At 58.6% G+C, this 24,626-nt stretch carries 22 protein-coding genes; 14 read left to right on the top strand and 8 right to left on the bottom strand.

The features are described from left to right. Nucleotides 1-444 precede the first annotated feature (444 nt). Nucleotides 445-1,848 carry a multidrug transporter subunit MdtD gene (mdtD, locus tag ACR6A7_RS16870; protein WP_434126235.1) on the top strand — a complete coding sequence of 468 codons (1,404 nt, stop codon included), beginning with the start codon at nucleotides 445-447 and terminating at the stop codon, nucleotides 1,846-1,848. On the opposite strand, the gene rbsR is transcribed toward mdtD, so the two are convergent. The 7 genes from rbsR to ACR6A7_RS16835 all read right to left on the bottom strand — a co-directional run bounded on the left by rbsR (nucleotide 1,845) and on the right by ACR6A7_RS16835 (nucleotide 8,210). After that, nucleotides 1,845-2,837 (bottom strand): ribose operon transcriptional repressor RbsR, encoded by a 993-nt coding sequence (rbsR, locus tag ACR6A7_RS16865; protein WP_434126234.1) that lies wholly within the window; start codon nucleotides 2,835-2,837, stop codon nucleotides 1,845-1,847. The genes mdtD and rbsR overlap by 4 nt on opposite strands. A gap of 3 nt (nucleotides 2,838-2,840) precedes the next feature. Beyond that, on the bottom strand, nucleotides 2,841-3,773 hold the full coding sequence (gene rbsK, locus ACR6A7_RS16860) for a ribokinase (protein ID WP_434126233.1): 933 nt from the start codon (nucleotides 3,771-3,773) through the stop codon (nucleotides 2,841-2,843). Nucleotides 3,774-3,838: 65 nt separating this feature from the next. Further along, a complete protein-coding gene (gene rbsB, locus ACR6A7_RS16855) occupies nucleotides 3,839-4,714 on the bottom strand; it encodes a ribose ABC transporter substrate-binding protein RbsB (protein ID WP_048781237.1) in 876 nt (291 codons plus the stop codon). 26 nt (nucleotides 4,715-4,740) lie between these two features. Further along, nucleotides 4,741-5,712: a ribose ABC transporter permease gene (rbsC, locus tag ACR6A7_RS16850; RefSeq protein ID WP_434126232.1), complete on the bottom strand. Its 972-nt coding sequence runs from the start codon at nucleotides 5,710-5,712 to the stop codon at nucleotides 4,741-4,743. After that, nucleotides 5,709-7,217 (bottom strand): ribose ABC transporter ATP-binding protein RbsA, encoded by a 1,509-nt coding sequence (gene rbsA, locus ACR6A7_RS16845; RefSeq protein ID WP_434126231.1) that lies wholly within the window; start codon nucleotides 7,215-7,217, stop codon nucleotides 5,709-5,711. The genes rbsC and rbsA overlap by 4 nt, the downstream gene beginning before the upstream one ends. Nucleotides 7,218-7,224: 7 nt before the next feature. Beyond that, nucleotides 7,225-7,644 carry a D-ribose pyranase gene (rbsD, locus tag ACR6A7_RS16840; RefSeq protein ID WP_434126230.1) on the bottom strand — a complete coding sequence of 140 codons (420 nt, stop codon included), beginning with the start codon at nucleotides 7,642-7,644 and terminating at the stop codon, nucleotides 7,225-7,227. A gap of 170 nt (nucleotides 7,645-7,814) precedes the next feature. After that, on the bottom strand, nucleotides 7,815-8,210 hold the full coding sequence (locus tag ACR6A7_RS16835) for a YgiW/YdeI family stress tolerance OB fold protein (protein WP_434126229.1): 396 nt from the start codon (nucleotides 8,208-8,210) through the stop codon (nucleotides 7,815-7,817). A gap of 162 nt (nucleotides 8,211-8,372) precedes the next feature. On the opposite strand from ACR6A7_RS16835, the gene qseB reads away from it, so the two are divergent. Further along, nucleotides 8,373-9,035: a quorum sensing response regulator transcription factor QseB gene (gene qseB, locus ACR6A7_RS16830; protein ID WP_434126227.1), complete on the top strand. Its 663-nt coding sequence runs from the start codon at nucleotides 8,373-8,375 to the stop codon at nucleotides 9,033-9,035. Then, nucleotides 9,032-10,363 carry a quorum sensing histidine kinase QseC gene (gene qseC, locus ACR6A7_RS16825; RefSeq protein WP_434126225.1) on the top strand — a complete coding sequence of 444 codons (1,332 nt, stop codon included), beginning with the start codon at nucleotides 9,032-9,034 and terminating at the stop codon, nucleotides 10,361-10,363. Before qseB ends, qseC begins: the two co-directional genes overlap by 4 nt. Before the next feature lie 3 nt (nucleotides 10,364-10,366). On the opposite strand, the gene kup is transcribed toward qseC, so the two are convergent. After that, the gene (gene kup, locus ACR6A7_RS16820) at nucleotides 10,367-12,235 is read right to left on the bottom strand and encodes a low affinity potassium transporter Kup (RefSeq protein WP_434126224.1); all 1,869 of its coding nucleotides are present in this window, start codon (nucleotides 12,233-12,235) and stop codon (nucleotides 10,367-10,369) included. 273 nt (nucleotides 12,236-12,508) lie between these two features. On the opposite strand from kup, the gene ravA reads away from it, so the two are divergent. The 11 genes from ravA (at nucleotide 12,509) to atpF (ending at nucleotide 24,615) form a co-directional block, all read left to right on the top strand. Then, entirely contained in the window at nucleotides 12,509-14,005 is a 1,497-nt protein-coding gene (gene ravA, locus ACR6A7_RS16815) for an ATPase RavA (RefSeq protein ID WP_434126222.1), read from the top strand. Next, nucleotides 14,002-15,462 carry an ATPase RavA stimulator ViaA gene (gene viaA, locus ACR6A7_RS16810; RefSeq protein WP_434126221.1) on the top strand — a complete coding sequence of 487 codons (1,461 nt, stop codon included), beginning with the start codon at nucleotides 14,002-14,004 and terminating at the stop codon, nucleotides 15,460-15,462. Before ravA ends, viaA begins: the two co-directional genes overlap by 4 nt. Before the next feature lie 70 nt (nucleotides 15,463-15,532). Then, nucleotides 15,533-17,671 (top strand): 5-histidylcysteine sulfoxide synthase, encoded by a 2,139-nt coding sequence (ovoA, locus tag ACR6A7_RS16805; protein WP_434126219.1) that lies wholly within the window; start codon nucleotides 15,533-15,535, stop codon nucleotides 17,669-17,671. A 102-nt stretch (nucleotides 17,672-17,773) separates the two neighbouring features. Continuing rightward, entirely contained in the window at nucleotides 17,774-18,235 is a 462-nt protein-coding gene (gene asnC / locus ACR6A7_RS16800) for a transcriptional regulator AsnC (protein ID WP_033755376.1), read from the top strand. 152 nt (nucleotides 18,236-18,387) lie between these two features. Beyond that, nucleotides 18,388-18,828: an FMN-binding protein MioC gene (mioC, locus tag ACR6A7_RS16795; protein ID WP_434126218.1), complete on the top strand. Its 441-nt coding sequence runs from the start codon at nucleotides 18,388-18,390 to the stop codon at nucleotides 18,826-18,828. 441 nt (nucleotides 18,829-19,269) lie between these two features. Then, nucleotides 19,270-21,159 carry a tRNA uridine-5-carboxymethylaminomethyl(34) synthesis enzyme MnmG gene (mnmG, locus tag ACR6A7_RS16790; RefSeq protein WP_434126217.1) on the top strand — a complete coding sequence of 630 codons (1,890 nt, stop codon included), beginning with the start codon at nucleotides 19,270-19,272 and terminating at the stop codon, nucleotides 21,157-21,159. A gap of 47 nt (nucleotides 21,160-21,206) precedes the next feature. Beyond that, a complete protein-coding gene (gene rsmG, locus ACR6A7_RS16785; protein ID WP_434126215.1) occupies nucleotides 21,207-21,824 on the top strand; it encodes a 16S rRNA (guanine(527)-N(7))-methyltransferase RsmG in 618 nt (205 codons plus the stop codon). A 713-nt stretch (nucleotides 21,825-22,537) separates the two neighbouring features. After that, complete coding sequence (gene atpI, locus ACR6A7_RS16780) at nucleotides 22,538-22,918, top strand: F0F1 ATP synthase subunit I (RefSeq protein ID WP_434126214.1); 381 nt, start codon at nucleotides 22,538-22,540, stop codon at nucleotides 22,916-22,918. Nucleotides 22,919-22,926: 8 nt separating this feature from the next. Beyond that, nucleotides 22,927-23,745 (top strand): F0F1 ATP synthase subunit A, encoded by an 819-nt coding sequence (gene atpB / locus ACR6A7_RS16775; protein WP_434126213.1) that lies wholly within the window; start codon nucleotides 22,927-22,929, stop codon nucleotides 23,743-23,745. A 48-nt stretch (nucleotides 23,746-23,793) separates the two neighbouring features. Beyond that, nucleotides 23,794-24,033, top strand: a complete 240-nt coding sequence (atpE, locus tag ACR6A7_RS16770) for a F0F1 ATP synthase subunit C (protein ID WP_003849523.1) — start codon at nucleotides 23,794-23,796, stop codon at nucleotides 24,031-24,033. A gap of 111 nt (nucleotides 24,034-24,144) precedes the next feature. After that, nucleotides 24,145-24,615: a F0F1 ATP synthase subunit B gene (atpF, locus tag ACR6A7_RS16765; protein ID WP_033792955.1), complete on the top strand. Its 471-nt coding sequence runs from the start codon at nucleotides 24,145-24,147 to the stop codon at nucleotides 24,613-24,615. Nucleotides 24,616-24,626: the final 11 nt, after the last annotated feature.

The following is a 24,626-nucleotide window of genomic DNA, read 5'->3' as shown; positions in this document are numbered from 1 at the left end:
GGAGGCTTTTGATATCTGCTCTCGAGTGCCCACACAGATTGTCTGATAAATTGTTAAAGAGCGGTGCAGTCAGCGGCTGTGCCTGCTGCTGCGAGGTGGCGTATATTACGCTACTCTCCTTCGGAGTCAACCCCTTTTTTCAGGGAGTTTATCCGGCGGCTCAGCTTCCTGAGCCTCCTGAACACCGCCTTCCGTAAGCCGTTGTGCCGTGTCAGTGGAGGCGCATTATAGGGAGTTCTGCCGGGCTGACAAGCATTTCTTTAAAAATAATTGCCAGATGCCTTTTTTTTAATCGAACGGGTTAAAAGCAGACATTTCCGGGCGAAAAAGCGCACAGAAACAGCCTTCTGACGTGGAAAATTGCCCACCAGCCCTTTTATGCCGATGCTATGCTGTCACTTCGGTTTCTTGCCAGCTAGTGACACCTATATAGAAGGATTTTCGATGATACGATCCGCGCGCAGTATGGCCGGTCTGCCATGGATAGCCGCCATGGCGTTTTTTATGCAGGCACTGGATGCCACCATTCTCAATACTGCGCTACCCGCTATCGCGACCAGCCTCGACCGCTCCCCTCTGGCTATGCAGTCCGCCGTTATCAGCTACACCCTTACCGTCGCCATGTTGATTCCCGTGAGCGGCTGGCTTGCCGACCGCTTCGGCACGCGCAAAGTCTTTATTGTCGCAGTGTCGCTCTTTACCTTTGGCTCGCTGGCCTGTGCCTTATCGCAATCACTAACGATGCTGGTGCTCTCGCGCATCGTTCAGGGCGTAGGCGGCGCGATGATGATGCCGGTGGCGCGCCTGGCGTTGCTGCGCGCCTATCCGCGTAGCGAACTCCTGCCGGTGCTGAACTTCGTCACCATGCCCGGCCTGGTAGGGCCGATACTGGGGCCGCTACTCGGCGGGTTACTGGTCACCTACGCCACCTGGCACTGGATATTCCTGATTAACATTCCCGTCGGCATTCTTGGCATTGTCTATGCGCGCAAATATATGCCGGACTTTACCCTGCCTCGACGTCGCTTCGATTTTCTCGGTTTCCTGCTGTTCGGCGCGGGGCTGGTTTTGTTGTCGATCGGCATTGAGCTGTTCGGCGAGCGTATCGTCTCTGCCTGGCTGGCGTCAGGCGTGCTGGCGGCAGGCGTACTATTATTGCTTCTTTATATCCTCCATGCGCGCCGCAACCCAGCGCCGCTAATCAGCCTGCCGCTGTTCAAGACCCGCACCTTTTCGGTCGGCATTATCGGCAATATTGCGTCGCGCCTTGGCACCGGCTGCGTCCCCTTCCTGATGCCGTTAATGCTGCAGGTCGGGTTTGGCTTTTCGGCAGTGGTGGCGGGCTGCATGATGGCGCCAACGGCCATCGGCTCGATCCTGGCCAAATCGACGGTGACTCAGGTGCTGCGCCTGTTCGGCTATCGCCGTACGCTGGTCGGCATTACCGTCGTCATCGGCATTCTGATTGCCAGCTTTGCGCTACAGTCGCCGTCTGAAAGCATCATTCTGCTGCTACTGCCGCTGTTTATTCTCGGCATGGCGATGTCAACGCAGTTCACCGCGATGAACACCATCACGCTGGCGGATTTGAATGATGATAACGCCAGCGGCGGCAACAGCGTGCTGGCGGTGACGCAGCAGCTGTCGATTAGCTTTGGCGTGGCAGTAAGCGCTGCGGTGCTGCGCTTTTATCAAGAGTTCGAAACCGGCACCGTCGAGCAGTTCCATGCGACCTTCCTGACGATGGGCATCGTCACGGTGATGTCGGCCTTTACCTTTGCGCTGCTGCGGCCGGGCGACGGCCGTCACCTGATCACCAATCGCGATAAAAAGAAGAAAAGCGCTTAAGTCGAGGCGCGTACCACCAGTTCCGGCGTCAGCTCCAGCATTTGCTGGCTGGCGTCGGGATCGTTCAGGCGATGAATTAAGGTATCGATCGCCAGCTGGCCTAACTCATCCTTCGGCTGGTGAATCGTCGTCAGCGGTGGCGTCAGATAGCGCGCCAGTTCTATATCGTCATATCCCATTACCGCCATATCTTGCGGAATGCGCAGTCCCGCCTCAAACAGCGCGTGATAAACCCCGACTGCCATCGCATCGTTGCTGGTGAAAACCGCCTGTGGCGGCGACGCCAGCGCCAGCAGCTCCTTCATGGCGCTGTAGCCGCCCTGAAATTCGAAGTCGCTGTTAATCACATAGCCAGCCGGAATCGCCAGCCCGTTTTTCTCCATCGCATGGTAATAGCCCTGCAGACGCATACGTCCCGGGGTTTTATCCAGCGGGCCGGAAATGCAGGCGATGCGGGTGTAGCCGCGGTCAATCAGATGCTGCGTTGCCAGTTCGCCGCCCAGCAGCGCATTGTCCTGAATAATATCGCCGCGCCCTTCAAACGGTGCCCAGTCCATCATCACGGCAGGAATAGAAGGATAGCGATTAAGGATGGCGGCTGAGGGCAGATGGCTTTCGGTGCACATGATCAGCAGGCCGTCGACGCGCTTTTGCAGCAGCGTTTCCAGGCTGCGGTTCATGCGTTCTTCGTCGCCCGCCGTATTGCAGAGGATCAGGCTGTAGCCGCGCTCGTAACAGCTGTCTTCGACGCCGCGCACCACTTCGGCGTAAAAGGGGTTGCTGCTGGCCGTCAGCAGCATGCCAATAGTGTGCGTCTGGTTAAGCTTGAGGCTGCGCGCCAGCGCCGAAGGTGCGTAGTTCAGCGTGCTGATCGCCCGATCGACCTTCTCGCGCACCGCTTCGCTGACAAAACGGTTTTTGTTGATAACGTGCGAGACAGTGGAGGTGGAGACGCCCGCCATGCGGGCGACATCTTTCATGGTCGCCAAGGCTTAACCCTGCTGAAGTAGAAAATCGTCGATTTCCGCGCGCCACGGCACGGAGGGCTGCGCGCCCGGGCGCGTGACGGCGATGGCCGCCGCCGCATGGGCAAAGCGTACCGCGTCATGCAGGCTTTTGCCTTCCAGCCGCGCCGTAATAAATGCGCCGTTAAAGGTGTCACCTGCCGCAATGGTATCGACCGCTTTCACCGTAAAGCCGGCGATGCGCCCGCCCTTTTCGCCCTGCTCGCTGAGCCAGACGCCGCGACGTCCCAGGGTGATAAGCACGGTGCCAATACCTTTGGCATGCAGCGCCTCTGCCGCGCGTGCGGCCTCCTCGTCGCTGGAGATGGCGATGCCGGTCAGGCTTTCCGCTTCGGTTTCATTAGGCGTGATGATATCCACCAGCGCCAGCAGCTCATCATCAAGCGGCGTCGCTGGCGCGGGGTTGAGGATCACCTGCGTCTGATGGGCGCGCGCGATCTTTGCCGCCGCCAGCACGCTCTCCAGCGGCGACTCCAGCTGCATCAGCAGCGCCGAGGCGTTGACAATGACCTGCTGATGACGCGCCACGCAGTCAGGCGTTAACGCCGCGTTGGCGCCCGCGCAGATGCCGATGCTGTTTTCGCCTTCGCCGTTGACGAAAATCATCGCCACGCCGGTGGGTTCGCCGCTCACGGTCTCAACCGCGGCGGTATCAACGCGGTCCCGCGCCAGCTGCGCGCGAATACGCTCGCCGATAGCGTCATCGCCCAGGCAGGCGATAAAGGCGATATCTGCGCCAGCTCGCCCGGCGGCGACCGCCTGGTTCGCCCCTTTGCCGCCAAACGCAACGGTATACTGCTCCCCGATCACCGTTTCGCCGGGACGAGGAAAGTGCGTCAGGTTAAGAATATGGTCAGCATTAATGCTGCCGAGAACGGCCAGTTTTGCGCTTTTGCTCATAGGGTGTGATCCAGAAAGAGTGCGCCACCGGTTAAAGGTGGCGCATTGCCCTGCTTTTCTTTGAGTTATTTGGTGACCAGTTTCAGGTCAACGGGATTGATGGCCTGCACTTTTTCACCTTTCAGCACTTTATCGGCGGTATCGACGCCAATCATGCCGATCTTGTCCGGCATCTGAGCGACTGTTGCCGCCAGTTTGCCACCTTCGACCGCTTTCACGCCGTCGGCGGTGCCGTCAAAGCCGACTACCACGACATCAGATTTCCCGGCAGTTTGCAATGCACGTAACGCGCCAAGCGCCATTTCATCATTTTGCGCAAAGACCGCCTGCACATCCGGATGCGCCTGCAGCAGGTTCTGCATCACGTTCAGGCCCTTAGTGCGATCGAAGTCCGCTGGCTGGCTCGCCAGCACCTGGAATTTATGCGCATCCGAGGCCTGTTTAAAGCCTTCGCCACGCTCACGCGCCGCAGAGGTACCGGCAATACCCTGCAGTTCAATAATTTTGGCATTGTCGCCCAGACGCTTCGCGATATAGTCGCCCGCCATTTTGCCGCCGAAACGGTTATCGGAGGCGACATGGCTCACCACTTTGCCCTGCGCCGCGACGCGGTCCAGGGTGATCACCGGGATATTGGCCTGGTTAGCCATTTTCACCGCGTTGCCGACCGCATCGGAATCAGTTGGGTTGATCAGCAGCAGTTTGGCGCCGCGCACGGTCAGATCCTGCACGTTAGCCAGCTCTTTCGCCGGGTTGTTTTGCGAATCCAGCACGACCAGGTTGTAGCCCAGTTTATCGGCCTCTTTCTGCGCGCCCTCTTTCAGCGAGACAAAGAAGGGGTTATTCAGCGTCGACACCACCAGCGCGATGGTATCTTTCGCCACTGCGCTGGCGCTTAATGTCGCGCCGAGGATCACAGCCAGTGCGGTCAACTTTTTCATCATTTCATCCTGTGTAAAGGTCAGAGTTATTTACTGCTTTTGTTATCCACCAGTACCGCCAGCAGGATTACCACCGCTTTTACGATCATCTGGTAGTAGGAAGAGACGCCCATCAGGTTCAGGCCGTTATTCAGGAAGCCCAGGATCAGCGCGCCAATCAGGGTGCCCATAATGCGCCCTTTGCCGCCCGCCAGGCTGGTGCCGCCCAGCACCACCGCCGCAATCGCGTCCAGCTCATAGCCGGTACCCGCCGTCGGCTGCGCCGAAGAGAGGCGTGCAACTTCGATGGTGCCTGCCAGCGCCGCCAGCATGCCGCTCAGGGCGTAGACGATCACTTTTACGCGGTTAACGTTAATGCCGGAGAGGCGCGTTGCCGCTTCGTTGCCGCCCAGCGCGTAGATGTAACGACCAAGGCGCGTGTGATGCAGCATGTACCAGGCAAGCAGGAAAACGACGGCCATCAGCCACACCGGCGTCGGGATCCCCAGCGGGCGGCCAATGCCGAACCAGCCGAAGAGATCGGCGTTGTCGTTGAAGCCGGTATTAATCGGGCTGCCGTCGGTGTAGACCATGGTGACGCCGCGCAGCAGCAGCATCATCACCAGCGTGGCGATAAAGGCCTGCACCTTGCCGCGCGCCACGATAGTGCCTGTGACGGCGCCGATCGCCGCTCCCAGCGCCAGCGCACCCGCGACAGCCACCAGCGCGTTGACCTCTATGCCCACCAGCGAGGCGGCCACCGCGCCCGTCAGCGCCAGCAGCGATCCCACCGAGAGATCGATGCCGGAGGTGAGGATCACCAGCGTCATGCCGACCGCCATAATGGCGTTGACCGAGGTCTGCTGCAGAATATTGAACAGGTTCGCGACGGTGAAAAAGTTAGGGCTCTGGCTCGCCACCACCGCGATCAGCACGATGAGCGCAATCAGCGATTTTTGCTCCATCAGCCAGGCTTTGCTGAACCAGCGACGGCTGGACGGTAAGGTTTGGGTGCTCATACAACTAAATCCTCGCTGTGTTGCTTGCCTACGGCTGCCGCCATTAAAGATTCCTGCGTCGCCTGCTCGCGGGTAAATTCGCCGCCGGAACGGCCTTCATGCATCACCAGGATGCGGTCGCTCATGCCAAGCACCTCCGGCATCTCCGATGAGACGAGAATGATGCTTAGCCCTTCGGCCTTGAACTGATTAATAAGCTGGTAAATCTCTTTCTTCGCCCCGACGTCGACGCCACGCGTCGGTTCGTCAAGGATCAGCACGTTGGGACGCGTCATCAGCCCGCGCGCGATAGCCACTTTCTGCTGATTGCCGCCGGAGAGCAGGCCAATTGCCTGCTCCATTGACGGCGTTTTGATATTGAAAAGACGGATAAAATCGCCCACCGCCAGCTGCTCAGCGGCGTGTTTCAGCGTGCAGCTGCCGTTGCTGAAGTAACGCAGCGCCGTCAGCGACATGTTCTCTTTTACCGACATGCCCAGTACCAGCCCGTCGCGCTTGCGATCCTCGGAGATATAGACAATGCCGCTGGCCAGACCATCCTGCGGCGCGCGCGTTACCACTTCGCGGCCGTCGAGCCAGACGCGGCCTTTGCTGCGCGGCAGGGCGCCGTAAAGCAGCTTCATCAGCTCGGTGCGTCCGGCCCCCATCAGCCCGGAAACGCCCAGGATCTCGCCTTTGCGCAGCGTAAAGCTGACCTCATGCACGCCCGGTCCGCTGAGGTTCTCAACCTTGAGGCGAATCTCTCCCGGCGCCTGCTCGAGGCGTGGGTATTGATCTTCCAGCTTGCGCCCGACCATCATCTCGATCAGGCTCTCTTCGCTGAGCTCATTCACCGGACGTTCGGCAATAAACTGGCCGTCGCGGAAAACCGTCACGTCGTCGCAAATCTCGAAGATCTCTTTCATGCGGTGGGAGATATAGACAATGCCGCAGCCCTGCGCCTTCAGCTCGTTGATGACGCGAAACAGCGACAGCGTTTCGGTATCGGTCAGCGCGTCGGTCGGCTCATCCATAATGATCACCTGCGACTTAAAGCTCAGGACTTTGGCGATCTCCACCATCTGCTGATCGCCGATCGAAAGATCGCCCACCAGCTTGTGGCTGTTGAAACGCAGGTTGAGACGCTTCAGCAGCGCGTCCGCCTCGGCGTACATCCGTTTCCAGTCAATACGGCCGAAACGGTTGACGAACTCGCGTCCCAGAAAAATGTTCTCCGCTACGGTCAGCTGCGGAATGAGGTTTAGTTCCTGATGAATAATGCCGATACCCGCTTCCTGCGACGCTTTCGGGCCGCTGAAGGTGGTCTCTTCACCCAGCCAGCGCAGCGAACCCGCATCGCGGCTGTAGATGCCGGTCAGCACCTTCATCATGGTGGATTTGCCGGCGCCGTTCTCGCCTACCAGCGCCATCACGCGTCCTGGGTAGACCGCCAGCGACGCGCTCTTTAACGCCTTTACGCCGGGAAAGGATTTCTCAATCCCCTGGAGCTGTAATAAGGGTTGCATAACGGCCTCAGAAGGTGACGCCAGCGCTCAGGATGACATTCGCAAACGGAGAGCACTCTCCGCTGCGAATGACCGCCTGACTGCGTTGAGTCTGTTGTTTGAACTGTTCATGACTGGTGTAACGTACTGCAATCTTGTTTCCCTGGTGCTGTTGCAAGGCTTCGAGCACGGCGAGAAGCTCGCTATGGAGCTGCGGATTATGCTGCTTAATCTCTTCCGCAATCAGGGCGCTTTCCACCTGCATCTCCAGCGTGACGGCTTTTACCACCTGCATAAAATCGGGCGTGCCCGGCGTCAGCGCCAGATCGATGCGCTGCGGCCCTGCCGGGATCGGCAAGCCGGCATCGGCAATGGTCAGCGTATCCGTATGGCCCAGGCGGGCAATCAGGTAAGAGATTTCAGCGTTTAACAGGCGACCTTTTTTCATTTTCTGCTCCAGAGCGAAACGTTTCGCTGACGGCAGTGTATGAAATGGCGGCGGTAACTCAACGGGGGAAATCGAGAAGTGTGATCGTTATCGAAACGTTTCGCTCGCGCGCAGGCCAATTTGGCTTAGGCGATAAAAAGGGCCGCTGAAGCGGCCCGGCAGGGAAGGCGTTACGGCGCTTTACGCACCTGCTTAACGTCAAGTTCAATGCTGTTGAAATCTTTGTCCAGCTCCCCCGTCAGCTCAACGCGATCTTTCGGCGTAATGGTCAAACCCTCCCAGCGCTTGTGGTCGATCTCGACTTTCATGGTGCCGGTGGCGTCGCGAAACAGATAATCTTCGTCGCCGATCTGTTTCTCCAGCTGACCGCGCACGGTAATCCAGCTGTCGTCTTTCATCTCTTCCGCCTGCTTGACGGTCACCACGCTGCTCTGGTCATTCTGAAAACCTCCCTGTTTCGCCTGAACGGCAGGCGCATTCGCATCGACAAATCCGCCTTGCGGCGCGGCAAAGACCGGTGCAGTGGTCAGCGCCAGGATAGCTAAGAGTGCGGCATGCTTTTTCATATTTTCACCTCGTTTCCATGAATGTGTGTTTTGTACGCTGCTAATTAAAACACGGAGTTCTTAACAGGATCTTAAGAGGTAAAAATAAGCGAAAAGTAGCGATATCACCTGTACAAGCAGCGTTCTCCTTCGTATAAAGCCTTTGCGGACACAGGAGGGAAAATGCGTATTTTACTGATTGAGGATGACCGGCTGATTGGCGATGGCATCAAGGCTGGCCTGGGAAAATTAGGTTTCAGCGTCGACTGGTTTGTTTCCGGCGATGAGGGGTTTGCCGCGCTGCATGCCGCCCCCTGGGATGCGGTCATCCTCGATCTCTCGCTGCCGCAGCGCGACGGGCTGGAAATTCTGCGCGACTGGCGACAGCAGGGCGCGGACGTGCCGGTGCTGATCCTGACCGCCCGCGACGCCCTCGATCAGCGCGTAGAGGGGTTGCAGCTGGGGGCAGACGACTATCTCTGTAAACCCTTCGCTCTGACAGAGGTCGCCGCACGACTACAGGCGCTTATCCGGCGTCGCCACGGCCAGCTACAGCCGGAACTGCGTCACGGTAACGTCATAATGCAACCTGCCAGCCATAGCGTGACCCTGGATGGCGAGGTCGTTACGCTCAAAAGCCGGGAGCTGGCGCTGCTGGAGCTGTTTTTACGCCATCCTGGCCGCGTGCTGACGCGTGCGCAGCTGGAAGAGAAGCTCTACAGCTGGGATGCCGACGTCTCCAGCAACGCAGTGGAAGTGCATATTCATCACCTGCGTAAAAAGCTCGGCGCGACTTTTATCCGCACCGTGCACGGCGTCGGCTATATGCTGGGAGAGCCGCAATGAGCTTGTTTCTCCGGCTTGGGGTCGGCTTTGTGCTGCTGCTTGGCCTCTGCTGGGGCAGCGCCAGCCTGAGCGCCTGGCTACAGACGCGCGATACCATTAACGAACTGTTCGACACCCAGCAGCTGCTGTTCGCCAAACGCCTGATGGCGCTTGACCTCACCGCGCCCGCTGACGCTACGCTGCCTAAAAACAAGGCGCTGCTGCGCCACCATCGCGGCGATCAGGATGACGACGCGCTCGCCTTTGCTATTTTCACCCGAGACGGCAGGCCGGTGCTGAACGACGGCGAAAACGGCAGAATGCTCCCGTTCGACGCCGAGGCGCAGGGATTTCACGACGGGCGGTTAATCGACGACGATGACGACTGGCGCTTTGTCTGGCTGACGACGCCGGACGGCCAGCACCGCATCGTGGTGGGCCAGGAGTGGGAATACCGCGACGATATGGCGAAAGCGCTGGTGCAAAGCAGCATTCTGCCCTGGCTTATCGCGCTGCCGCTGATGCTGCTGCTGCTGCTTGGCCTGGTATGGCGCGAGCTGCGCCCGCTCAAGCGCATTACGCAACTGCTGGCACAGCGCGCGCCGGACGACGACAGACCGCTGGACGCCGGGCGGGTGCCGCTGGAGGTCAGACCGCTAACGGAAGCGCTGAACGGGCTGTTCAGCCGCATCAGCGCCATGGTGCAGCGCGAGCGCCGCTTTACCTCCGACGCCGCCCACGAGCTACGCAGCCCGCTGGCGGCGCTGCGCGTGCAGAGCGAGGTAGTGCAGCTTGCCGCTGACGACGAGGGGATGCGCCAGCATGCGTTGCGCCAGCTGGACGCCGGTATTCAGCGCGCTACGCGGCTGGTGGATCAGCTGCTGACGCTGTCGCGCGCCGAGGCGGAGGACGCGCGCGAGGCGTTTCAGCCAGTCGACCTCCATAGCCTGCTGCAGGAGGCACTGGCTGAGCAGCTGCCACACGCCGATCGCGCTGGCGTCGCGCTGCGTCTGGAAACGCTTGCCGAGCCGGTTATGCAGGGTCATCCGCTGCTGCTGTCGCTGCTGGTGCGCAACCTGCTGGACAACGCCATTCGCTATACGCCGGAAGGCAGCGACGTCCGGATAGTGCTGGAGAACCGCGGGCTGCGCGTTGAGGATAATGGCGCGGGCCTGAGCGAGGCGGAGATGCAGCGTCTGGGTGAGCGGTTCTGGCGGCCGCCGGGACAGGAGAAGAGCGGCAGCGGGCTGGGATTGTCGATTGTGCGCAACGTCGCGCAGCTGCACGGCATGCAGCTGCGCTTCAGCCAGCGTGAGGGCGGCGGACTCTGCGTCGCCCTGCGCTGGTAACGTTCAGATCTCGACCTGGGTGCCGAGCTCGATAACCCGGTTCGGCGGGATCTCAAACTGGTCAGGCGCGCGCAGCGCGTTGCGCTGCAGCGCCAGGAAGAGCTTGCCGCGCAGGCGCAGATACCAGGGACGTTTGCCTATAATCAGCGACTCGTGCGACATAAAGAACGAGGTCTCCATCATCCGGCAGTTAAGCCCTTCCAGCCCGCAGCGGTGGAAAATCTCCTCTACATTGGGCGTTTCGCGCCAGCCGTAGCTGGCCACCACGCGCCAGAAGGTTGGCGACAGCTGTTCGATGGCGACGCGGCGCACGTTATGCACGTAAGGCGCATCTTCGGTGCGCAGCGTCAAAAAGACCACGCGCTCGTGCAGCACCTTGTTGTGCTTGAGGTTGTGCAGCAGCGCAAAGGGGATCACGTTGAGCGCGCGCGACATATAGACGGCGGTACCCGGCACGCGCACCGGCGGCGATTTCTCCAGCGAGGCGATCATTGCCTCCAGTGAGTTGCCGTGCTCGTGCATCCGGCGCAGCAGGCGAAAGCGCTCGCTCTTCCAGGTCGTCATAATCAGGAACATGATCAGCCCCAGACAGAGCGGCAGCCAGCCGCCAGAGAAAAGCTTAATCAGGTTGGCGGAGAAGAGCGGCACATCGATGCAGAGAAACAGCGTCAGGATCAGGCCGACTGCCAGCCGGCTCCAGTGCCAGTTTTTTACCGCGACGGTGCAGGAGAGAATCGAAGTCAGCACCATGGTGCCGGTAACCGCGATGCCATAAGCCGCCGCCAGGTTGCTGGAGTGTTCAAAGCTGATAATCACGATCAGCACGGCGAAATAGAGCACCCAGTTGATCATCGGCACGTAGATCTGACCGGACTCCATCTCTGAGGTATGGATAATGCGCATGCCAGGCAGGTAACCCAGGCGCACCGCCTGGCGCGTCAGCGAGAAGACGCCAGAGATCACCGCCTGCGAGGCGATAACCGTCGCCAGCGTCGCCAGAATCAGCAGCGGGATCAGCGCCCAGTCCGGCGCCAGCAGGAAGAAAGGATTTTTAATCGCTTTCGGATCGCTGAGCAGCAGCGCGCCCTGGCCGAAATAGTTCAGCACCAGCGATGGCAGCACCACGATAAACCAGGCGATGCGAATCGGCATTTTGCCGAAGTGCCCCATGTCTGCATAGAGCGCTTCCACGCCGGTAATCGCCAGCACTACCGCGCCCAGCGCAAAGAACGAAATGGTCTTGTAGTGCATGAAGAAGCTGACCGCCCAGGAGGGATTAAGCGCCTGAAGCACTTCCGGGTTCTTCATGATGCCGGTGACGCCCAGTACCGCCAGCGTGGCGAACCAGATCAGCATCACGGGGGCGAAGAGTTTGCCCACTATACCGGTGCCATGCTTCTGGATGATAAACAGCAGCGTCAGCACTGCGATAGAGAGCGGAACGATAAAGGGATCGAGCGAGGGCGCAGCAATCTCCAGCCCTTCAATCGCCGACATGACGGAGATGGCGGGTGTAATCACCACTTCCCCATAAAAGAAGCTGCCGCCGATCAGGCCCATAATGACCAGTACCGCCGTAGCGCGTGCGCCGGTATTGCGGCCTGCCAGCGACATCAGGGTTAAAATGCCGCCCTCGCCGGCGTTGTCCGCGCGCATGACGTAGCTGATATATTTCAGCGAGACCACCAGCAGCAGCAGCCAGAAAATCAGCGACAGAAAGCCGAAAACCGCTTCGCGCTCCACGCCGAAACCAAACTGACCGGAGAGGCATTCACGCAAGGTATAGAGCGGGCTGGTGCCGATATCGCCATACACTACGCCAATCGCGGCCAGCGTTAACGCACTAAGTGATTGCTTGTTATCCGAGCTCATAGAGTCATCTTTTGTTGGAGCAGAGAGGCGCAACCCCCCATCGCTCTTGCTGTCAAAAAGCGCACAGTATGCACCTGTTTTCTAAAAAACCCACCCCGCACTTTCATCGATGCTGTCAGCGCTGACGATTTTTCTGGCGGCATTATGCGATGATTGGATTTTGTGACACAAAAAAAGCGGACGGCAATCAACGCTTTCACGCATCATAATCAGTAGAGTAGTGCGCCTGCCATAATAAGACGGCAGCAGTAACAGAAGGACAATGAAGTGATTATGGCTCAACCCCATCTTTTGGCAGAAAGAATTTCTCGTCTCAGCAATGCCCTCGAGAAGGGTCTGTATGAACGCCACGACGCTATTCGCCTCTGTCTGCTGGCGGCGCTGAGCGGTGAAAGCGTCTTTTTGCTTGGCCCGCCGGGCATCGCCAAGAGCCTGATCGCCCGCCGTCTGAAATACGCTTTTCAGAATGCCCGCGCGTTTGAATACCTGATGACGCGCTTCTCGACGCCCGAGGAGGTGTTCGGCCCGCTGTCGATTCAGGCGTTAAAAGATGAAGGCCGCTATCAGCGGCTGACGAAAGGCTATCTGCCCGACGCGGAGATCGTGTTTCTCGATGAGATCTGGAAGGCGGGCCCCGCCATCCTTAATACCCTGCTGACCGCCATTAACGAGCGCCGCTTCCGCAATGGCGACAGCGAAGAAAAAATTCCGATGCGCCTGCTGGTTACCGCCTCGAACGAACTGCCGGAAGCGGACAGCGGCCTGGAAGCGCTCTATGACCGCATGCTGATCCGTCTCTGGCTCGACAACGTGCATGAGAAGCAAAACTTTCGCAGCATGCTGACCCACCAGCAGGATGAAAATGCTAATCCGGTCGCGGAATCGCTGCGCATCAGCGACGAGGAGTATCATCAGTGGCAGCAGAGCATTAGCCAGGTCAGCCTGCCCGATAACGTCTTCGAGCTGATCTATCAGCTGCGCCAGCAGCTGGAAACCCTGCCCGACGCGCCCTATATCTCCGATCGCCGCTGGAAAAAAGCGATTCACCTCCTGCAGGCGAGCGCCTTCTACAGCGGCCGCAGCGCCATCGCGCCAATCGACCTTATTCTGTTGAAGGATTGCCTGTGGCACGACGTCGCCTCTATGCAGGTGCTGGAGCGCGCCATTGACCAGCTGATGACGCAGCAGGCGTGGCAGCAGCAGACGCTGCTGCTCAGGCTACAGCAGCTCAAAGCGCGACGCCTGGCGCTACAGCAGCAGAGAAGCGTGGCGCAGGCGATCGCGCTGGAAAAACACAGCGGCATGTTCAGCCGCAAGCCGCACTACGAGCTGCCTGCCAGCCTGACGGAGCCGCAGCTGACCCTGATGCTGCAGCAGCCGCTGACGCTGCACGATATGCAGGTTACCCATGTGGTGATCGCCCGCGACGCGCTGGAGCAGTGGTTGCTGAAGGGCGGCGACGTGCGCGGCAAGCTGAACGGCATCGGTTTCGCTCAGACGCTCGATCTGCTGGTAGACGCGCAGCACTGTCTGGCGCTGCGCGACGTCAGCCTGCAAACGGCGCGCCTGACGCTGCCTGGTGCCGTTGCGCACAGCGAGCTGCCGGCTGAAATCAGCGAGGCGCTGGACGAGCTGGATACCCAGCTGCGCGCGCAGCGCTATCAGTTCAGCCAGCATCAGCGCTGTCTGTTTATCAGCGACGACTGGCTGGCGCGCATCGAAACCAGCCTGCAGGACGTGGCCGATCAGCTGAAACAGGCGCGTAAATGATCTCGCTGGAGACGCTCAGCGCGCTGCTCTCCATCGGCGAAGCCGAACTGATCGAAGAGTTGATCCTCGCGCTGCTCGCCTCTCCGCAGCTGGCGATCTTCTTTGAAAAATTCCCCGGCCTGAAGCAGGCGATGCTGCGCGACGTGCCGCGCTGGAAAGCGGAGATCAATGCCGAGCTAAAAGCGACGCCGGTGCCGGAGACGCTGGCCGACGAGTTTCAGCTGTTTCAGCGCGCGCAGCTGCTCAGCCATCACGACTTCAGCCAGCAGCTGCCCGAAATACTCGAGGCGCTGACACAGCTGACTTCGCCCTTTCTGGAGGAGGCACAGCGCCTGTTGCTGCATATTGATGCGCATCAGCTAAGTGGCGCGCAGCATACGCTGTTTCTGCAGCGCTGGCGTCTCAGCCTGACGCTGCAGACGCTGACGCTTAACGAACAGCTGCTGGAACAGCAGCGCGAACGCCTGATGGCCGAGCTGCAGCAGCGTATGGCGCTAAGCGGCCAGCTGGCGCCGCTGCTGAGCGACAACGACGAGGCCGCGGCCGGTCGCTTATGGGATATGAGTAAAGCCCCGCTGCAGCACGGCGACTATCAGCTGATGCTGGAGTATGGCGACTTTCTGGCGCAGCAGCCGGAGCTGCTGGCGCTGGCGCAACAGCTGGGCCGCAGCCGCGAGGCGAAATCGGTGCCATCTCAGGATGCGCCGCTGGAGGCTTTCCACCAGCTGGTGCGCGAGCCGGACGCGGTGCCCGAAGAGGTAAGCGGCGTTCATCAGAGCGACGACGTGCTGCGTCTGCTGCCGCCGGAGCTGGCCACCATCAGCATCAGCGAGCTGGAGCTGGAGTTTTACCGTCGGCTGGTGGAAAAGCGGCTGCTGACCTACAAGCTACAGGGCGACGCCTGGCATGAAAAAGTCACGCTGCGACCGGTCAGCCACCAGCAGCACGAAGAGCAGCCGCGCGGCCCCTTTATCGTCTGCGTCGATACCTCTGGATCGATGGGCGGCTTTAACGAGCGCTGCGCCAAAGCGTTCTGCCTGGCGCTGTTGAAAGTGGCGCTGGCCGATCGGCGGCGCTGTTACATTATGCTGTTTGCCCACGACGTTATCGGCTACGAGCTCACCGGCGACGACGGGCTGGAGCAGGCGATCCGCTTTCTCAGCCAGCGCTTTCGCGGCGGCACCGACCTTGCCGCCTGTCTGGCCGCCGTGGCAAAGCGTATGGAGGGCGCGCTGTGGCAGGATGCCGACGCCGTGGTCGTCTCCGACTTTATCGCTCAGCGCCTGCCCGACGAAATCGTCAGCCTGATTAAGCTGCGCCAGCAGCAGCAGCAGCAGCGCTTTCACGCCGTGGCGATGTCGGCGCACGGCAAGCCCGGCATTCTGCGCATCTTCGATCACATCTGGCGTTTCGATACCGGCATGAAAAGCCGCCTGCTGCGCCGCTGGCGGCGTTAGTCACAGGGCAGAAATCCCTATTTGCTATAGTGAATGACCCGCTGTGTTTATTCAGCTAACGGAGTTCACTGTGACTATCGAACAACAACATCAGGCATTACCGGCGCCGACCCGTACGGTACACCTTTCCGGCAGCAGCGTGGCAGAGAAACGCGCCGAGCTGCTGGCTTACTACACGCAAACCTGGGAACTCTATGAAAGCCTGTTCGATTGTCTTGCCGACGATCGCGCCTGGTTTACCAAAGCCATCTCGCTGCGCCATCCTTTAATTTTCTATTTCGGCCACACCGCCTCTTTCTATATCAATAAGCTGATGGCAGGCCGCTACATCGACGCGCGCGTGGACGACCGCATCGAGGCGATGATGGCGATCGGCGTGGATGAGATGAGCTGGGACGATCTCGATGAGAGCCACTACGCCTGGCCCAGCGTGCAGGAGGTGCGGGATTACCGCGGCAAAGTGAAAAGCCTGGTGACGCGCTTTATCGAAACCATGCCGCTGACGTTGCCGATAGACTGGGAAAGCCCGGCGTGGGTGATCCTGATGGGTATTGAGCATGAACGTATTCATCTGGAAACCTCCAGCGTGCTGATGCGCCAGCTGCCCATCGAATGGGTTACGTCGCAGCCGCAGTGGCCAGCCTGTCAGGAGGCGCGTCACCTGCGCGACGCGGTACCCGCCAACAGCCTGATCGCCATGCCAGGCGGCGTCGTGACACAGGGGAAAAGCGACGATACCTACGGCTGGGATAACGAATACGGCAGCCTGACGACCGAACTCCAGCCGTTCAAAGCCAGCAAAATGCTGGTCAGCAATGCCGAGTTTTTCGCATTTGTTGCGGCGGGCGGCTACCAGCAGCGCCACTACTGGGATGACGAAGGCTGGGGCTGGCGCAGCTTTGCCGAGGCGCAGATGCCAACTTTCTGGGTTGGCGACGCGCAGCAGCCGGACGCGTTGAAACTGCGCCTGATGACCGAAGAGGTCGCGATGCCCTGGGACTGGCCAGTTGAGGTTAATCAGCTGGAAGCCGCCGCGTTTTGCCGCTGGAAAGCCGAGCAGACGGGCGCGTCAGTGCAGCTGCCGTGCGAGGCGGAATGGATGCAGCTGCGCGAGCAGGTCGAGGGCGATCAGCCGGAGTGGCAGCAGGCGCCGGGCAATCTTAACCTTGCCTACTGGGCCTCATCCTGCGCCGTCGATCGCTTCGCCCAGGGCGACTTTTTCGACATCGTGGGCAACGTCTGGCAGTGGACCACCACGCCGATCAACGGCTTTGAAGGCTTCCGCGTGCATCCGCTCTACGATGACTTCTCGACGCCGACCTTCGACGGCAAGCATTCGATCATCAAGGGCGGCAGCTGGATCTCCACCGGCAACGAGGCGCTGAAGTCATCACGCTACGCCTTCCGTCGCCACTTTTTCCAGCATGCGGGCTTCCGCTACGTCGTCTCCTCCCATAAAGAATCGATGACGCTCAACCCCTACGAAACCGATGAGATGGTGTCGCAGTATCTTGACTTTCAGTACGGCCCGCGCTATTTCGGCGTCGACAACTACGCCGAATCGCTGGTGGCGCTGGCGCTGCCCCACTGCGCGTCGCACGGCAGCGCGCTTGATATTGGCTGCGCCACCGGCCGCGCCAGCTTCGAACTGGCACGCCATTTCGAACGGGTGATCGGGATGGATTATTCGGCACGCTTTATCGACGTCGCGCTGCAGCTCGCCTCGGGCGAGGATTTCCGCTATGTGGTGCCGGAAGAGGGCGATCTGGTGGCGTATCGCCAGGTGCGCCTGAAAGATTTCGCTCTCGACGTCGAACAGGCGCGGCGCATTCAGTTCGTACAGGGCGACGCCTGCAACCTCAAACCGCAGCCTGCTCAGTACGATCTGGTGCTGGCCGCAAACCTGATCGATCGCCTGCGTCAGCCACAGCGCTTTCTGCAGGATATCGCGCCGATGATACGCGCCGGCGGTCTGCTGCTGCTCTCCTCGCCTTATACCTGGCTGGAAGCCTTCACGCCGAAAGAGAACTGGCTGGGCGGCATCCGCGAAAACGGCGAGGCGCTCACGACGCTGCAGGCGCTACAGCGGCTGCTGGCGGCGGAGTTTGAGCCGGTTGGCGCGCCGCAGGAGCAGCCTTTCGTGATCCGCGAAACCGCGCGCAAGTATCAGCATTCGCTGGCGCAGGTCACGCTGTGGCGTAAGCGTTAATCCTGACAGCAGCGGCAAACGCCGCTGCTGGAGATTGCCTGCCGTCGCTTTTTGCTGCACATTCTCCTCTGTTCAAAGAAGAAGAGCTGACATGAGGATGATATGGCCGAATCACTGCAACTGGACAACCTGGATCGCGGGATCCTGAATGCGTTGCTGGACAATGCCCGCACCGCTTACGCCGAACTGGCGAAACAGTTCAACGTCAGTCCGGGCACCATCCATGTTCGCGTGGAGAAGATGAAACAGGCCGGCATTATTCTCGGCACCCGCGTCGAGATCGATCCGCGTCAGCTGGGGTTCGACGTCTGCTGCTTCATTGGCATCATCCTGAAGAGCGCGCGCGACTATCCTGCCGCGCTCAGCAAGCTGGAGGCGCTCGACGAGGTGGTTGAGGCCTGGTACACCACGGGCCACTACAGCATCTTTATTAAGGTGATGTGCCGATCTATCGACGCGCTGCAGCAGGTGCTGATCAACAAGATCCAGACTATTGACGAAATCCAGTCCACTGAAACCCTGATCTCGCTGCAAAACCCGATCATGCGCACCATCAAGCCCTGATCTTTTTTTTCTGTGCACAATCTTATCCCCTGCGATCGCCGCCAGCACCAGCGGCTGCGTTCGCATCCTCATTTCTATTAACCCTGTTTTCCACAGGTGGATCACGGCTTGATCACAGCGTACAATGCTCGCCTTTATTCCGGGAGAGCATCATGGCCGACATTACTTTAATCAGTGGCAGCACGCTGGGCAGCGCCGAATATGTGGCCGAACATCTGGAAGAGAAACTGCAGGAAGCGGGGTTTTCCACCCAGCTGCTGCACGGCCCGACGCTGGATGAGCTGCCGCAGCAGGGGATCTGGCTGGTGGTGAGTTCTACCCATGGCGCAGGCGAACTGCCGGATAATCTGCAGCCTTTATATGAAGCGATTGCCGAGACCCAGCCCGATCTGTCGGCATTGCGGTTCGGGGCTGTCGGCCTTGGCAACCGTGAATACGATCTCTTCTGCGGCGCGATTCGTTCACTGGATGCGCAGCTGATCGCTCGTGGTGCGCAGCGCATCGGCGAGCGGCTGGAAATCGACGTGCTGGAGCATGAGATCCCCGAAGATCCGGCCGAGGCCTGGCTCAGCGGGTGGATAGCTCATCTCTGAGCGGATCCTTTGCCGCAGGGGATCGGGTATTTCACAGGATCCCCAGCTAAAACGTCTGTTTTTATCCGACCTCGCTCGTTTTTTTTGTGGATAACCATGCCGGAATACTGCGTAAAACCGGTAGTTATCCAGATAACAACCGCTGATGCTTTTATGAGCTGTGCATAACTCGCTATTTTGATCCCAGCTTATACGGATCAGGATCACCGATCATTCACAGCAAAGGATCCTCGCTATCTGCCTGATAAGCGATTGCTTTTCATGCTTATCCACAGGTCGTCGCGATCCTAATAAAGAGATCTAACAGAAAGATCATATACAGAATAAAGATCCTTTCTTTTAAACCCGCAGATCCCGCCGCTTTCACCCTCGGCGGAATTTCAGTAGAATCCACCGCCCAGGGCAACGATCCCTGCCAGTTCATCAACGAGGTACCACTTCATGTTTTATCCAGATCCTTTTGACGTCATCGTAATCGGTGGTGGTCATGCGGGCACAGAAGCCGCGATGGCCGCTGCCCGAATGGGTCAGCAGACGCTATTACTCACCCATAACATTGATACGCTTGGACAAATGTCCTGCAACCCGGCGATTGGTGGCATTGGAAAAGGTCATCTGGTTAAGGAAGTGGATGCCTTAGGCGGCCTGATGGCCACGGCAATCGACAAAGCGGGCATCCAGTTTAGGATACTAAACAGCAGCAAAGGCCCGGCGGTGCGCGCCACCCGCGCGCAGGCGGATCGCGTGCTGTATCGCCAGGCGGTACGCACCGCGCTGGAAAACCAGCCTAACCTGATGATCTTCCAGCAGGCGGTGGACGATCTTATCGTTGAAAACGATCGCGTCGTGGGTGCCGTTACGCAGATGGGGCTGAAGTTCCGCGCCAAAGCCGTGGTGCTTACCGTGGGAACCTTCCTTGACGGCAAAATTCATATCGGGCTGGATAACTACAGCGGCGGTCGCGCGGGCGATCCGCCGTCTGTTCCGCTGGCGAAGCGCCTGCGCGCGCTGCCGCTGCGCGTCAGCCGTCTGAAGACCGGTACGCCGCCGCGCATCGACGCGCGCACCATCGATTTTTCCGTGCTCAGCCCGCAGCATGGCGACAACCCGATGCCGGTCTTCTCGTTCATGGGGGATGCCTCGCAGCATCCGCAGCAGGTTCCCTGCTGGATCACCTATACCAACGAGCAGACCCACGAGGTGATCCGCAATAACCTCGATCGCAGCCCGATGTATGCCGGGATCATCGAAGGGATCGGTCCGCGCTACTGCCCGTCGATCGAAGACAAAGTGATGCGCTTCGCCGATCGCAATGCGCATCAGATCTTCCTGGAGCCTGAAGGGCTGACCAGCAACGAAATTTACCCGAATGGCATCTCTACCAGCCTGCCGTTTGACGTACAGATGCAGATCGTGCGCTCTATGAAGGGGCTGGAGAACGCGAAAATCGTTCGCCCGGGCTATGCGATCGAGTATGACTTTTTCGATCCGCGCGATCTCAAGCCGACGCTGGAGAGCAAATATATTCACGGGCTGTTCTTCGCTGGCCAGATCAACGGCACCACCGGCTACGAAGAGGCGGCGGCGCAGGGACTGCTGGCAGGCCTTAACGCTGGACGCCACTCCGCCGACAAAGAGGGCTGGGCCCCGCGTCGCGATCAGGCCTACCTCGGCGTGCTGGTGGACGATCTCTGCACGCTCGGCACCAAAGAGCCGTATCGCATGTTTACCTCGCGCGCTGAATATCGTCTGATGCTGCGCGAAGATAACGCCGATCTCCGTCTGACCGAAACCGGCCGCGAGCTGGGTCTGGTGGATGATGCCCGCTGGGCGCGCTTCAACCAGAAGCTGGAGGCGATTGAGCAGGAGCGTCAGCGTCTGCGTGATATCTGGGTCCATCCGAAGTCGGAAAACGTCGCCGAAGTGAACACGCTGCTTAATAGCGCGATCACCAAAGAGGCGAGCGGAGAAGATCTGCTGCGTCGTCCTGAGCTGACCTACGCTCAGCTTACCGCGCTGCCGAGCTTCGGCCCGTCGCTGTCTGACGCGCAGGCGGCCGAGCAGGTTGAGATTCAGGTGAAGTACGAAGGCTACATCGCGCGTCAGCAGGAAGAGATCGATCGTCAACTGCGCAATGAAAATACGCTGCTGCCGGCCGAGCTGGATTATCGCCAGGTCAACGGCCTGTCGAACGAAGTCATCGCCAAGCTTAACGATCATAAGCCTTCTTCGATCGGACAGGCGTCGCGTATCTCCGGCATCACGCCGGCGGCGATTTCAATTTTGTTGATTTACCTGAAAAAACAAGGGCTGCTGCGCAAAAGCGCCTGACCTGAAACGGGGCGAGGCCGCTCGCCCCCGCTGACTGGATTTATGCTGTGATCACAAAACTCGCTTCGCTGCTAAAGGCAGCCGGTATTTCCCTCTCCGATCAACAAAAAGAGCAGCTGGTCGCCTATGTCGGCCTGCTGGATAAGTGGAACAAAGCCTATAACCTGACGTCAGTGCGCGATCCGCAGCAGATGCTGGTGCGCCATATCCTCGACAGTATCGTGGTAGCGCCTCATCTGAAGGGCGAACGCTTTATCGACGTGGGCACCGGACCGGGTCTGCCCGGCATTCCGCTCGCAATTGTACTGCCGCAGGCGCGCTTTACGCTGCTCGACAGCCTGGGCAAGCGCGTGCGTTTCCTGCGTCAGGTTCAGCATGAGCTGGGCTTGTCTAACATCACGCCGGTGCAGAGCAGGGTAGAGGCGTTTCCCTCCGAGCCGCCGTTCGACGGCGTCATCAGCCGCGCGTTCGCCTCGCTGCAGGATATGGTGAACTGGTGCCATCATCTGCCTTCCGCGCAGGGACAATTTTATGCGCTGAAAGGGGTGCGTCCCGACGATGAAATTGCCAGCCTGCCGGCCGGCTTTCGTCTGGTTGCTGTCGAAGCGCTACAGGTCCCCGAGCTGGACGGCGAGCGTCACCTGGTGATCATCGGACGCGAATAGCCCTAAACAGCGTAGGGATTAAGGCGTTCAAAGGCATTTGGCTTACTCAATGCGCTGCTCATAAAATCGCCAGTTGATATCTCAGCACACGGCGATTTTAAACGCGACGGCAGCAAAATTACGTTAACAGGCTTGCCGGAAATTATCCGAAAAGCTCTGTTACATTTAACGATTAATTCACATTTGTTTATCAGGAAGATCACTTCTACCGCTTCTGCAGGGCGCGCAGATAATCACGCTGGAAAATATATCGGGGTAATAACGCCGCGTGCGTAATATCAATTTAACGTTCTTGCCGCACTCTGTGATGTCAATCAGCTGTTTTTATCGAAAATAAGGTGAGCTTGAGGTGACGAAAATATTATCCGGCTGTTTTTAAAGGTTTTAATGGCGATTTAATAGACGTCACTCTTGCTCGTCAGCAAATTTGAGCAGGCGGGCAGTGTTTAGAATGTGATCTAAAGCACGCTTTAAATGCAAGCCTGAAGCCAAATTAGCACGGCGCAGGTCCATAATTTCGCCTGGCAATCTTTGGAAAAATAGCCGTTCGGAAAGAAATTTAAATAATTGTTCACCTTTTGGCTACTTACGGATTGAAATCGCAGGTGCGGCCCGTATAATTTGCACGGCTTTTGCTGCTTGACTCGAGTGAGTAAAGGCAGTCTTATACGACACGCGACATACCCCTTATGGGGCAGGGGAGTAACAGCGCCATGTCAGTGTCTCTTTACAGTGTAAAATTCGCCCGAACCGTGCTGGTTATCCAGCTGGTGACTGTGCTCATCATCGGCGCTCTCTTTGCCCTGAAAGATGTCACCTGGGGCGTCTCTGCGCTGGCTGGTGGAGCGGCAGCCTGGCTGCCGAACGTGTTGTTCATGTTTTTAGCCTGGCGCCTGCAAGGGCAATCCCCGGCTTCCGGGCGGGTTGCGTGGAGTTTCGCTCTCGGCGAAATCGGCAAGGTCATCGCAACTATCGCGTTGCTCATTGTGGCGTTGGGTGTTTTCAGGGTGGTTTTCTGGCCGCTCGGGATAACCTGGTTATCGGTGCTGGTGGTTCAGATGTTGGCACCGGCGGTAATTAACAACAAAGGGTAAAAGGCATCATGGCTGCAGGAGAAACTCAAACTCCTCAAGAGTACATCGGTCACCATCTGACGCATCTTCAGTTGGACCTGCGTACCTTCGAGTTAGTGAATGCTCACGACGCTCCCGCGACGTTTTGGGTATTAAATATCGATTCTATGTTTTTCTCTCTGGTGCTGGGATTCATTTTCCTGGTGTTGTTCCGCAAAGTGGCGAAGAGCGCTACCAGCGGCGTGCCAGGGAAAATGCAGGCTGCTATCGAACTGGTTGTCGGCTTCGTTGATAGCAACGTGCGCGACATGTACCACGGTAAAAGCAAACTTATCGCCCCGCTGGCTCTGACGATTTTCGTCTGGGTCTTCCTGATGAACTTCATGGATCTGCTGCCTATCGACCTGCTGCCGTACATCGGCGAGCACTGGCTGGGCCTGCCGGCGCTGCGCGTCGTGCCGTCCGCAGACGTGAACATCACGCTGTCTATGGCGTTGGGCGTATTTATTTTGATTCTGTTCTACAGCATCAAAATGAAAGGTGTAGGCGGCTTCGCGAAAGAGCTGACGCTGCAGCCTTTTAATCACCCGATCTTCATCCCCATCAACCTGATCCTTGAAGGTGTTAGCCTGCTGTCCAAACCGGTTTCACTCGGTCTGCGTCTGTTCGGCAACATGTATGCGGGTGAGCTGATCTTTATCCTTATTGCCGGTCTGTTGCCGTGGTGGTCGCAGTGGGTGCTGAATGTGCCGTGGGCCATTTTCCACATCCTGATCATCTCGTTGCAGGCTTTCATTTTCATGGTCCTCACGATTGTCTATCTGTCGATGGCATCTGAAGAACATTGATTTTTTTCTCAACACTAAGCGTTTAACTGAAACAAACTGGAGACTGTCATGGAAAACCTGAATATGGATCTGCTGTACATGGCTGCCGCTGTGATGATGGGCCTGGCGGCAATCGGTGCTGCGATCGGTATCGGCATCCTCGGAGGTAAATTCCTGGAAGGCGCCGCGCGCCAGCCGGATCTGATCCCTCTGCTGCGTACGCAGTTCTTTGTTGTAATGGGTCTGGTGGATGCAATCCCGATGATCGCTGTTGGTCTGGGTCTCTATGTGATGTTTGCTGTCGCCTAAAGCCTGTCGCTCCTGGTTCATCATGGCACCGGGTGCGATGATGAACGGTTCTGCCGCTTATCGTGAAGATATCGGCAGAAAAGTTAACAACTTAATTAGAGGCATTGTGCTGTGAACATTAACGCAACAATCCTCGGCCAGGCCATCGCGTTTATCCTGTTCGTCGCGTTCTGCATGAAGTACGTATGGCCGCCGATTATGGCTGCCATCGAAAAGCGCCAGAAAGAAATTGCTGAAGGCCTTGCTTCTGCTGAACGCGCGAAGAAAGATTTGGATCTCGCGCAGGCCAATGTGACCGACCAGCTGAAAAAAGCTAAAGAAGAAGCTCAGGTCATTATCGAGCAGGCGAACAAACGCCGTACTCAGATTCTGGACGAAGCGAAAACTGAAGCCGAGAACGAACGTAACCGCATCGTGACGCAGGCGCAGGCTGAAATCGACGCCGAGCGTAAACGTGCTCGCGAAGAGCTGCGTAAGCAAGTCGCGTTGCTGGCAATGGCTGGCGCCGAGAAGATCATCGAACGTTCCGTGGATGAAGCTGCTAACAGCGACATCGTTGATAAACTGGTCGCTGAACTGTAAGGAGGGAGGGG

The organism is Pantoea phyllosphaerae (assembly GCF_051025595.1).
Classification (GTDB): Bacteria; Pseudomonadota; Gammaproteobacteria; order Enterobacterales; family Enterobacteriaceae; genus Pantoea.
This window is presented reverse-complemented; position numbering and strand designations above follow the sequence as displayed.